This is a genomic window from Halomonas sp. AOP13-D3-9 (genome assembly GCF_052379125.1).
Classification (GTDB): Bacteria; Pseudomonadota; Gammaproteobacteria; order Pseudomonadales; family Halomonadaceae; genus Vreelandella.
On record NZ_JBQSYH010000020.1, the window covers coordinates 69915 to 81596 of the forward strand.

Sequence of the window (11682 nt, forward strand, 5' to 3'; positions counted from 1 at the left end):
TTCTCAACGTTCGATTAATTGGAAGCGTTGGCTGCTTTTTTGCGCCGCCGCTCGCCCATAATGGATTCCCATATTAGAGCGACCGCCCCCAGAGTAATCGCGATATCCGCCACATTAAACGCCGGGTAGTACCATCCGGCAGCGTGGAAAGAGAGAAAATCGACCACATAGCCATGCACCAGGCGGTCGTAGAGATTCCCCAGCGCGCCACCGATAATCAGCGGTAGCGCTATCGCCAACAGCTTTTCGTCGTGCTTGATCCGCGAAAGCCACACTGTCAGCGCCACGCTGGCACCCACGGCAATTAAGGCGAAGAACCAGCGCTGCCAGCCGGGATGGGTGGCTAAAAAGCTGAACGCCGCGCCGGTATTGTGCAACAGGGTCAAATTAAAGAACGGCAGCACGGTTACCGGCTGGGCATAGCCCAACTGGCTACTGGCTATGTACTTGGTGACCAGATCCAAGGCAATCACCGCCGCCGCCAGCCATAGCCAGCGCAGCGGCCGCTGCATATTCGGCCGCGCGTTTTTATCGGTCTCACTGGGCGTGTTGTTATCAGGCATAGTAACGAATCTCACCGCTGCCTTCGGAGAGGTTACTGATACAGCGGCCACAGAGATCAGGATGATCCGCATGGGTGCCTACATCCGGGCGATGGTGCCAGCAGCGCTCACACTTGGTGTTGTCGCTGGCTTTGACGGCGACTTTGAGGCCATCTAGCTCCGTCGCTTCTGCATCGCCTAACTCAGTCTCACTTGCATAAGACAAGGGCTTAAGCGTCACTTCACTCGTCAGCATCACAAAACGCAGCTCATCGCCCAGTTTAGCCAGCGTCGCCTGCAGCTCGTCGCTGACATACAGGGTGACTTCAGCTGCCAGGCTGCCTTTAATGACTTTGGCATTACGGGCATCTTCCAGGCACTTGTTAACCGAGTGCTTGACCTCCAGCACCTGCTCCCAGAAAGCACGGCCCAGCTCAGCGTTGTCGTCCAGACTGCCCAAACCAGTGTAGTAGGTCTCCAAGAGCACGCTGTCACCGCGCTTACCGGGGATATTCTCGTGAATCTCCTCAGCGGTGAAGGAGAGGATCGGCGCAATCCAACGGCTCAGCGCCTCCACCACATGATAGAGCGCTGTTTGCGCACTGCGCCGCGCCAGTGAATCAGTTTGCGTGGTGTACTGGCGATCCTTGATGACATCTAAGTAGAAGCCACCCAGCTCCCGGGCGCAAAAACCATGCACCTGCTGATAAACATCCAGGAAGCGGTACTCTTCGTAGGCTTTTTCGATCCGCGCCTGTAGTTGGTGAGCACGATCTACCACCCACTGATCCAGCGCCAGCATATCGCCAAACGCTACCTGGTTTTTCTCTGGATCAAACCCGTTAAGGTTCGAAAGCAGGAAGCGGGCGGTGTTACGAATCCGCCGATACACATCGGAGGTGCGCTTCAAAATCTCATCAGATACTGCCATTTCGCCGGAGTAATCGGTCGAGGCGACCCATAGGCGCAGAATATCGCCGCCCAGCTTATCCATCACTTCCTGTGGCGCGACCACGTTGCCCAGCGATTTCGACTGTTTGCGGCCCTGGGAGTCGACGGTAAAGCCGTGGGTAAGCAGTTGACGATACGGCGGATGCCCGTCAATGGCCGACCCCGTCAGCAGCGACGAATGAAACCAGCCGCGGTGCTGGTCAGAGCCTTCCAAGTATAGATCCGCCCGCGGGCCGCTTTCGTGACCATGGGGGTGCGAGCCGCGCAGTACGTGGCGGTGGGTGGTGCCAGAGTCGAACCAGACATCCAGCGTATCAGTGACCTTATCGTAATCCGCCGCTTCTGCACCCAGCAGCTCCGCCGGTTCAAGCTTGAACCAGGCGTCGATGCCTTCTTGCTCAACGCGCTTGGCCGCCTCTTCCATCAACCCAACGGTACGCGGATGCAGCTCGCCGGTTTGCTTATGTAAGAAGAACGGAATCGGCACGCCCCAGTTACGCTGGCGGGAGATACACCAGTCTGGACGGTTAGCGATCATACTGTGCAGACGCGCCTGCCCCCAAGCGGGGGTAAAAGCCGTGGCTTCGATGCCTTCCAAAGCACGCTCGCGCAGGGTTTTACCGTCTTTGCCCTGAATGTCCATGCCCACAAACCACTGGGCCGTGGCACGGTAGATCACCGGCGTTTTGTGGCGCCAGCAGTGCATGTAGCTATGTTTGATCGGGATATGCGCCATCAGCGCACCCACTTCGCGCAGTTTTTCGACGATATGCGGGTTGGCTTTCCAAATCATCTGACCGCCAAAGAACGGTAGGTCATCAACGTAAACGCCGTTGCCCTGCACCGGGTTGAGCATGTCGTCGAACTCCATGCCATGCTCGCGGCAGGTGATAAAGTCATCCATGCCGTAAGAGGGTGCGGAGTGAACGATACCGGTGCTACCCACTTCTGACTCGACGTACTCTGCCAGATAAATCGGCGAGAGCCGATCATAGAACGGGTGGCGGAAATTGATCAGATCAAGACTCTTGCCTTGAGTGGTAGCAATCACTTCACCTTGCAGGTCAAAGCGCTCTAGGCAGCTCTCCACCAACTCTTCCGCCAGCAACAGCAACCGCTCGCCGGTATCGACCAGTGCATAGGTGAACTCAGGGTGAACGTTAAGCGCCTGGTTGGCCGGAATAGTCCACGGCGTGGTCGTCCAGATCACCACTGCCGCAGGCTTAGACAGTTCGCTTAAGCCAAAGGCCGCGGCGAGCTTATCGGCATCTTCCACTGGGAAGGCCACGTCGATGGCGTCAGATTTTTTATCAGCGTACTCCACTTCGGCTTCCGCCAGCGCCGAACCACAGTCAAAGCACCAGTTGACCGGCTTCAAACCTTTAAACACATAACCCGCGTCGACCATCTCGGCCAAGGCACGAATCTCGCTCGCTTCGTTGGCGAAATCCATAGTGCGATAGGGGTGATCCCAATCGCCAATAATGCCTAAACGAACAAAGTCGGCCAGTTGTGTTTCAACCTGGGCGCCAGCGTATTCACGGCAAAGCTCACGGGCGTGATCGGGTGCCAGGTGTTTGCCATGAGTCGTTTCAACTTTGTGCTCAATGGGCAAGCCGTGGCAGTCCCACCCCGGTACATAGGGCGCATCAAAACCGGCTAAGTTTTTTGACTTAACGATAATATCTTTAAGAATTTTATTAACGGCATGACCAATATGGATGCTGCCATTGGCGTAGGGAGGGCCATCGTGCAGCACAAACAGCGGCGCCCCCGCACGCGCTTCACGCAGGCGCTGGTAAATGTTCATATCCTGCCACTGGGAAACTCGCCCAGGCTCCTGCTTCGGCAGCATGCCGCGCATGGGGAAATCAGTTTCAGGCAAATTCAGCGTATGCTTATAATCCATGGTCTCGTCAGCCGTTGTTAGCATCGGCGGCATCATCCGCCGAAGAAGAATCAGAAGAAATTGTATTTGAAGACCCAGCATCTGAAGACATCGACTCACGCCCAAGCGGGGCCGAGGCCAGCGGAAGAGAATAGTCTTGCTTACCCACCATCGCGCTTAAATAGTGGCGAGCGCGGGCCTGGTCACGTTCAATTTGCGCTTTAAGCGCTTCAAGGCCGTCAAACTTCACCTCACCCCGTAGCCGCGCGCAGGGAAACACCGTCATGCGTTGGCCGTAAAGGTCAGCGTTAAAATCCAGCAGGTGCACCTCAAGCGTTGGCCGGTCTGAGCCCACCGTGGGGCGGAAGCCGACATTCGCCACCGCCGGGTAGCGCTCTCCATTTTCCAGTTCAGCCACTACCGCATAGACCCCACGCAGCGTTAACGGCTGGGGCATCAGCGGCAGGTTGGCAGTCGGTACACCAATGGTGCGCCCTAGCTGCTGGTCGCGCACCACGCGGCCATGTAACGAATAGGCACGACCCAGCAAGCGCGCGGCAGCAGAAAAATTGCCGCTGGCAAGCAGCGTCCGCACTCGTGAACTGGAAACGCGTTCGTCATCCACGGTAAAGGTGCGGGTGTGCTCTACGCCAAAGCCCTGTTCACGCCCCACCTCTGCCAGTAAGGCAAAATCGCCACGGCGATCACAGCCAAAGCGGAAATCATCGCCCACCACCAAATGTTTAACACCGAGCCCATCGATCAATACCTGGTCGATAAACTCACGCCCGGTAAGGCTGCGCAGCGCATCGTTAAACGGCAGAACCAGCACTTGCTCAGCGCCAAAATCGCGCAGTAGCCGCACTTTTTCGCGCAGCCGGGTTAACCGCGGCGGTGCTTGGTCACCGGCAAAAAACTCCCGCGGCTGGGGCTCGAACACCACCACTGTCAGCGGCACACTCCAGCGCGCCGCATGCTCACGGCACTGCTGCAGGATGGCTTGATGGCCGCGATGCACCCCATCGAAATTACCAATGGTCGCAACGCAGCCACGATGAGCCGCTTTCAAGTTGTGCAGACCTCGAATGACGCGCATGGCACCTCAGCCGTTGGAGGAGTTAAAGCCTCTGATTATAACGAACACGCCCGGCGGGGTGCAGTTACGATTGCATTTTAAAATGACGAATGCGCAAACCCAGTGCAGCCAGCCAGGCAAAATAAAGCGACCCACCCAATACCACTAAGCCAGCGACCCAGCTTACCCGCTGCCAAAGGCCAAAGGTAAGCCACGCTTGCCAGTCAGGTGCGACAAAGTAGAGTGCCGCACACATTAACCCACTGCCACCTATTAACTGCACCGAATACCGCTTCCAGCCCGGCTGAAAGACCAACACGCCTTGCTTATGCAGCAAATAGCCCAGCAGGCCAGCGTTTAAGAACGCAGAAAGCGCGGTGGCTAACGCCAACCCGGCATGGGCTAGCGGCCAAATCAGCAGTAGGTTTAACACCATATTAGCGACCATGGCGATAATACCTACCTTTACCGGCGTCTTGGTGTCTTGGCGGGCAAAAAAGCCTGGCGCTAATACTTTGATCAACATAAAGGCCACCAAGCCAAAGGCATAAGCGCGCAGGCTCATGGCCGCCATTTGGATGTCGTTATCGGTCATCGCCCCATAATGGAACAGCGTAATCAACAACGGTTCGGCAAGCACCGCCAGCGCCAGCGCCGCAGGCAAGCCTAACAGCAATACAATGCGGATAGCCCAATCAAGCATGGCCGCAAAGTGCTCTTTGGACTGGTCAGCATGGCGTTTAGACAGCGCGGGCAGAATCACCGTACCAATCGCCACCCCAAACACGCCCAGGGGTAGCTCCACCAAACGATCTGAATAGTAGAGCCACGACACGCTGCCCGCCGCCAGCAATGAAGCCAACACGGTATCCAACAGCAGATTAATTTGCGATACCGATACCCCAAACAGCGCAGGCCCCATCAATTTCAGTATGCGTCGCACGCCCTCATGGGCAAAATTTGGCCATGGCGTGGGCATCAACCCCAAACGCAGTAAAAACGGCACCTGAAAAACCAACTGGGCCGCTCCAGCGATCAACACGCCCCAGGCGAGCGCCATGGCGGGCTCTTCCATTAGCGGCATTAAAAACAGCGCCGCACCAATCAGCGAAAGGTTAAGCAGCACCGGGGTAAACGCGGGAACCGCAAAACGGTTCCAGGTATTCAGCACGCTGCCTGAAAACGCGGTAAGCGAAATCAGCAATAAATAGGGAAACGTTAAGCGCAGCATATCCGCGGTCAGTGCCAGCTTTTCGGGCTCGCTGCCAAACCCGGGGGCAAACACCCAAATCAGCCACGGTGCACAGAGCATGGCCACAGCGGTAATCAACGCCAGCACTGCCGTTAAACTACCCGCAGTCGCATTCAGCAGCGCGCGGATCTCTTCACGGCTGCGCTGGGTGGAGTACTCTGAAAGCACCGGCACAAAGGCTTGGTTAAACGCCCCTTCGGCAAACAGACGGCGCAGAAAGTTAGGGATCTTAAACGCCACAAAAAACGCATCGGCGCCATCCCCCGCCCCCAATAAGGTAGCGATGACCACATCGCGTGCCAGCCCCATCACCCGCGACAGCATGGTCATGGCACTAACCACAAGACCAGAGCGCATTAGCCCACGGCGGGCTATTGCGGTGCTAGGGGACGTATTGGGTGCTTTATTCACCGTCATAAGCTATCCAGAACACACCATCCAGAAAAAACCATCTAGAACACACCATCCAGAAGAAGCTATCTAGAAAAGATCACCTAAAAAAGACCACCTAGGAAAATCATCCAGACACAAAAAAACCGGCCGCAGCCGGTTTTTTTATGGCGCCTGCCGGCTTACGCCGCCAGTGCCTTAATACGCTTGTTCAAACGGCTCTTCAGGCGAGCTGCTTTCTTCTTAGACAGCACATCTTTGTCTGCAATACGGTCAACGACCGGCTGCATGGCCTTGAACTCTTCCATTGCCTTAGCGTGGTCGCCGGTGCCGATCGCTTTCACTACACGCTTGATGTAGGTGCGGACCATGCTGCGCTGGCTGGATTTCAGGACGCGACGGTTCTCGGCCTGGCGGGCGCGCTTGCGAGCTTGCTTGCTGTTCGCCACAGGGTATCTCCTTGGAGAATAAAGGTTGCCGATAAAACGGCAACGAAATTAAATATGTGTTCATCGGCTGCGCTGTCACAGCACGACGTTTCCGCAACAACCAATTGATTTGGCTGGGATATCACCCTACCAAAATGTGTAGCAGGCAGTCTAAATAAGCTGCCCACCCACGGGACTTGTCTGAGAGGATGGCGTAGTCTATCACGCGCTAGGCCCGCTTGCTAGCGGCGCATTGACAAGCGTAACGTATAACACTGAATGAAATACCCACACTTTTATGCTGAGAGCGTTTCGACCTCAAAGCCAACAATCTGGCGCTGTTCACGAGAGAACTCGACGCCGACCAAGTGAATCGGCTTACCCGTGGCGCGGTACTTGTCCGCGTAACCTTTGGCTTTAATCTGCCCCAGCGCGCTGCCTTCTGGCAACTGCTCCACCACCTTAAACTCGAACAGGTAAAGGTGCCCGGCGAAATCCACCGTCATGTCCACTTTGCCGAAATGGCTGGCGTCTTCCACCGTGACACTTAGCCCCAGAGCAGCAAAGTGGCTATAAAACACACTGGCATAATGCCCTTCATACTGGGCAATGGGATTGTTGCGATACCAATCGTGGGGTAGCCCAGCGTAAAGAGCTTTAAGATGAACTTCCAGACCTGCCAAGTCATGAGCACGCAAATGTGTGAACAACGTTTTGCGTTCACGAGGTGCGTTTTCAACGCCTAATATCGGCAATAATGCTTGGTTTAGGCTGGTTTCTACTTCTTGATTCGGAAAGCCCAGGGTATATAACCGATACCCCAACATGGGCTCTTCTACCTGTTTAACGGTCAGGTATCCCGTTTGAAAAAGCAGCGCCTCAGTGGCTATGTGGTCAACATCAAAACGGCTCAGCAATTCAGACTCGGTTTCCAACTGATCTAATGACGGCGTAAATACGCCTCGCTGTCTTAAAATTTCTACTAAAAATGTCGGTGTGGCGCTCTCAAACCAATAAGGCCCAAACTGACGCTTTTGAAACAGCAGCAATACATCAAAGGGATTATAAACAGCGGTGACTTCCTGACCGCCCCAACGGTAGCCGTTATACCAATGCTTAATTTGAGCACGATCCAACCCCGGCAGCTCAGGCGCAAATACACTATCAACATCCTCATCGGTATAGCCACAAATCGACGCGTAAGGCGCATCTAAAGTAATGTCATTGAGATTATTCAGTCCTGAGAAAAGGCTAACCTTGCTGAATTTTGAAACACCGGTAAGCAGTACAAAGTTCAAGTATGGGTCAGCATCTTTAAGAACGCTGTAAAGGTTTTTAAGCCCTTCACGCAGTTCGAGAGCTCTCTTTGGCACCAGGATATTATCGAGAATCGGCTTATCGTATTCATCAATCAGCACTACCGTACGTTGACCAAACTTCTGGTGTGCGCGGCGAATCAGATCCGAAAAATCATTGGCAATTAGTTTGGGCCGCTCACTGACAATACCCAGGCGCTCGCGGTGCTGAGCCAGCTGATAGCGGATATGGGTATCCAGCTCTTCACGACTAACCAAATGCCCATCGGCAAAGCTAATACGAATCACCGGATGCTCAGTTTGCCAGTCCCATTTATCGTGAATATACAGCCCTTCAAACAGCGCTTTGCGTCCTTCGAACAAACAGCGCAGCGTATCCAGCAGCAGGCTTTTACCAAAACGACGTGGGCGAGAGAGGAAAAAGTACTTTCCTTCTTCCGTTAAGCGATGAATATCTGGCGTTTTATCAACGTAGTAGTAACCCCCTTCACGGATATCTGAGAAGGTCTGAACGCCGATAGGTAGTTTGAGCCGGTTCTCAGTGGGCATAGTAACCTCAGGAAGCCAATGAGCTTAACGCAAGCATAACACGCAAGGTACGCTTCTCATCTCTAGCGGGCCTTAGCTCACGCATAGCTTGTCTATATGAAAACAAGCTTCAGCATTTACGGTGCCTCCTGCCCCATAGGCGCTAAAATTTTGCGTAAAAAGTGGCGTGTTCGCTCATCTTTGGGAGCAGTGAACAGCTCCTCTGGTGGTGCTTGCTCGACGATGCCGCCGTCATCCATAAAGACCACTTGATCAGCTACTTCCCGGGCGAACTGCATTTCGTGGGTGACCACGATCATCGTCTGGCGCTCTAACGCTAACTGTTTCATCAAGCTCAACACCTCCTCTACCCATTGGGGGTCAAGGGATGAAGTCGGCTCGTCAAACAGAATCACATCGGCGTTGGCCGCCATCGCTCGGCCAATTCCCACCCGCTGCTGCTGGCCGCCCGAGAGCGAAGCCGGGTAAGCATCCGCCTTATCCGCCAAGCCAATACGCTCCAGAATCTCCCTCGCCCGCGCATGGGCTTTAGCTTTGGGCATCTTGTCCACCACGATCATGCCCTCACTGATATTCTCCAGCGCGGTTTTATTGGCGAACAGGCCATAGTTCTGAAACACAAAAGCCGTGCGCCGACGCAGCGCCAAAATATCCGCCCGGCTGGCGCGCTGGGTATCGACACTTAAATCCCCGACGGTTAAGCGCCCCGCGTCCGGGCGCTCTAAAAAGTTAATACAGCGCAGCAGCGTTGACTTACCCGTGCCAGAAGGGCCAATGATCACAATGATTTCGCCCCGGGAAAGGCTCAAGTCGATATCTTTAAACACCGTGTGGCCGCTAAAACGCTTGGTAATGCCTTGCAGCGAGATCATCGTTGGTAGGCCTTATTCAGGTAAATTTCCAGCCGACGCTGCCCCCAGGAAAGCACTTCCACAATCGCCCAATAGATCAACGCCACCAGCAAGAACGCTTCTAAATAAAGGAAGCTGCCCGCGGCCTCTTTTTGCGTGGCGCCCATTAATTCGGTAACCCCCAGCGTAAAGGCCAACGAGGTCGCTTTAATCATATCGATGAAGTAGTTCATTAGCGTCGGCGTTGCCACGCGGGTGGCCTGGGGCAGAATAATACGCCGCATAAGCTGCGACTGGGTCATGCCGATGGAGAGCGCAGCCTCGGTCTGGCTGCGGTCAATCCCCACAATGGCTGCACGAATCGACTCGGCCATATAAGCAGAAAAGTGCAACGTTAGCCCCAGCACCGCGGCGGTAACACCGGTAATAGAGATCAATGCACTTATTAGCTGCGGCAAGCCATAGTAGAAAAGGAACAGCTGAACCAGCAGCGGCGTGCCACGGAAAAACGAGATAAACAGCAGCGCAAAGCCGTTTAAGAATGGCACTTTTGACACGCGAACCACCGCCAGCAGGCAAGCCAAAATCAGCGCAAACACCATGGCAATCGTCGCCATTTCCAGCGTGAGCGGCAAGTAGCGCAGCAGAACCGGCAGCAGCCCCCACATATACTCGAGGTTAAGCATGGTTATTCAACATAGTCATTAGCCATTAGCGCATCGCGTATAAGCAAACGGCCATGGCATTGCCACGGCCGCGTAGAACGGATAAATCAAACGGTTACGGCTGAGTGATATCGGTATCAAACCACTTTTCAGATATCTCGCGCAGCTCACCACTTTCACGAAGCTGAGCAAGGGCTGCATCAACGCGATCACGCTGCTCACGACCTGCCTCGTCATCACGAAACGGCAGCGCATTCTCAATGGTCGAGAACGGCTGGCCAGCCAGTTCCAGTGGTAGGCCTTTCTCTTTAATGACCTGCGTAGCGCTGACGCGATCCATGACAAACGCCTCAACACGGCCTAGTGCCACATCTTGCTCAATATTGGACTCATAGGTGCGAATATCGATTTCATCGGCGTTCGGCTGCTCACGCAGTAGCAGCTCGTAGTTCGAGCCCAGGTTAACCGCAACACTCTTGCCGGATAAATCTTCCACACCTTGAATGGCATCATTACCAGCCCGCACCACCACCTGTGCGCCGTCGTACACGTAAGGCGAAGTGAACACATACTTCGCTTGACGCTCAGGGGTGATCGTAATCTGGTTAGCAATGGTGTCTATACGCCCAGACTCCAACATACCTGCCAAGCCCGAGAAGCTCGCCGTAACGAACTCAATGTCATCACCGGTGATCTCGCCCACGGCGTTCATTACATCAACTTCAAAGCCTTGTAGCTCGTCTTGCTCAACGAAGGTAAAGGGAAAATAACCACCGGACATGCCCACACGGAGCGAATCTGCATGAGCAGCGGCGGCAAACAACCCGCTGGCAACACTCAACGAAAGCGCGGCCAGGGTGAGATTAAGCTTACGGGGTAGTGGCATGAGTCTGTTTCCTCGTTGGTCGATAGTGCGACGATGCGAATAGCCAAACAAATAGTCATGAAACATTAATGTCGACTATTTTACCCCTACGACAAAAGCATACAAAAGAATATTAAAATTAATTTTTATTCCCTTATTGAATATGCCGTTACAAAGGGCTGTATGGCTACTTTTGTTTGATAGCCAGGAACGTTTTAGGGGTAGCAACTTGGCGCTCAGCATCCAACACGCTTCCGCCTAACGCTGCCAACTCCTGGGTAAACGCCACCAGCTTCTCCAACTGCACCTTATCAAAACCGCGCCTACGCTTGGGCTTTTTGAGGATCACACTTACGCCACCGATTAAGTGCTCTTCTTGCAGGAAGGCCTCTGGAGAGGGCATCACTCCAGGCGGGTAGGCATTAGCAATCCGCAATGGATTTTGCGGGGTAACGCCTGGCACGCTGTAAACCTGAAAGGCCGCATCGTAGTGGGCCTCCCACTTTTGCAGGCTCGATAACAGCTTTTTGTTGAGTGCGATATCCGGTTGGTCAAACATCACAAACAGTACATGAGAGCTCTCTTCTGCCTCTACAGGTGCCACCTCCTCTACGCTATCTTCACTCTCGGGTAACGTAGAGGAGGTATTCATCTGTTTAGCAACAGCAGGGGGCTCAGCGGGGATTTCATTGCTCTCATCGGCTGGCGCTGACTGCCCTAGCCTTAGCCACTCTCCGCCACTCCACATTCCACTTTCGAGTACGCCTCTGCCGCTTAGTAAGAAATACATGCCAACGACCAGGCTGTTGAAACTCAACCAACCTGCAGCAATCGCTAAGGTTACCGCTAGTTTATGCGGATCCATGGGGTGTCTTCCTGCCCAATGACGAACGTAAAATTTGGGCACCCG

10 protein-coding genes are annotated in these 11682 nt (G+C 54.3%); all 10 read right to left on the reverse strand.

Annotated features, from left to right (window positions below; translation table 11 throughout):
- Window positions 1-14 precede the first annotated feature (14 nt).
- Entirely contained in the window at window positions 15-563 is a 549-nt protein-coding gene (gene lspA, locus ACT3UM_RS20055; protein WP_498901807.1) for a signal peptidase II, read from the reverse strand.
- Window positions 556-3426: an isoleucine--tRNA ligase gene (gene ileS / locus ACT3UM_RS20060; protein ID WP_498901809.1), complete on the reverse strand. Its 2871-nt coding sequence runs from the start codon at window positions 3424-3426 to the stop codon at window positions 556-558. Before ileS ends, lspA begins: the two co-directional genes overlap by 8 nt.
- Window positions 3410-4477, reverse strand: coding sequence for a bifunctional riboflavin kinase/FAD synthetase (gene ribF / locus ACT3UM_RS20065; protein ID WP_498901811.1), 1068 nt, complete (start codon window positions 4475-4477; stop codon window positions 3410-3412). The genes ileS and ribF overlap by 17 nt, the downstream gene beginning before the upstream one ends.
- 64 nt (window positions 4478-4541) lie before the next feature.
- Window positions 4542-6125 (reverse strand): murein biosynthesis integral membrane protein MurJ, encoded by a 1584-nt coding sequence (murJ, locus tag ACT3UM_RS20070; RefSeq protein ID WP_498901813.1) that lies wholly within the window; start codon window positions 6123-6125, stop codon window positions 4542-4544.
- A 155-nt stretch (window positions 6126-6280) separates the two neighbouring features.
- A complete protein-coding gene (gene rpsT, locus ACT3UM_RS20075; RefSeq protein WP_022521977.1) occupies window positions 6281-6547 on the reverse strand; it encodes a 30S ribosomal protein S20 in 267 nt (88 codons plus the stop codon).
- A 275-nt stretch (window positions 6548-6822) separates the two neighbouring features.
- Window positions 6823-8391, reverse strand: coding sequence for an ATP-binding protein (locus ACT3UM_RS20080; RefSeq protein ID WP_498901824.1), 1569 nt, complete (start codon window positions 8389-8391; stop codon window positions 6823-6825).
- 116 nt (window positions 8392-8507) lie between these two features.
- A complete protein-coding gene (locus ACT3UM_RS20085) occupies window positions 8508-9263 on the reverse strand; it encodes an amino acid ABC transporter ATP-binding protein (protein WP_498901825.1) in 756 nt (251 codons plus the stop codon).
- A complete protein-coding gene (locus ACT3UM_RS20090; RefSeq protein WP_035580497.1) occupies window positions 9260-9928 on the reverse strand; it encodes an amino acid ABC transporter permease in 669 nt (222 codons plus the stop codon). Before ACT3UM_RS20090 ends, ACT3UM_RS20085 begins: the two co-directional genes overlap by 4 nt.
- A 94-nt stretch (window positions 9929-10022) precedes the next feature.
- Entirely contained in the window at window positions 10023-10793 is a 771-nt protein-coding gene (locus ACT3UM_RS20095) for an amino acid ABC transporter substrate-binding protein (RefSeq protein ID WP_498901826.1), read from the reverse strand.
- Window positions 10794-10959: 166 nt separating this feature from the next.
- A complete protein-coding gene (locus tag ACT3UM_RS20100; protein WP_498901827.1) occupies window positions 10960-11637 on the reverse strand; it encodes a hypothetical protein in 678 nt (225 codons plus the stop codon).
- Between the last annotated feature and the right edge of the window lie 45 nt (window positions 11638-11682).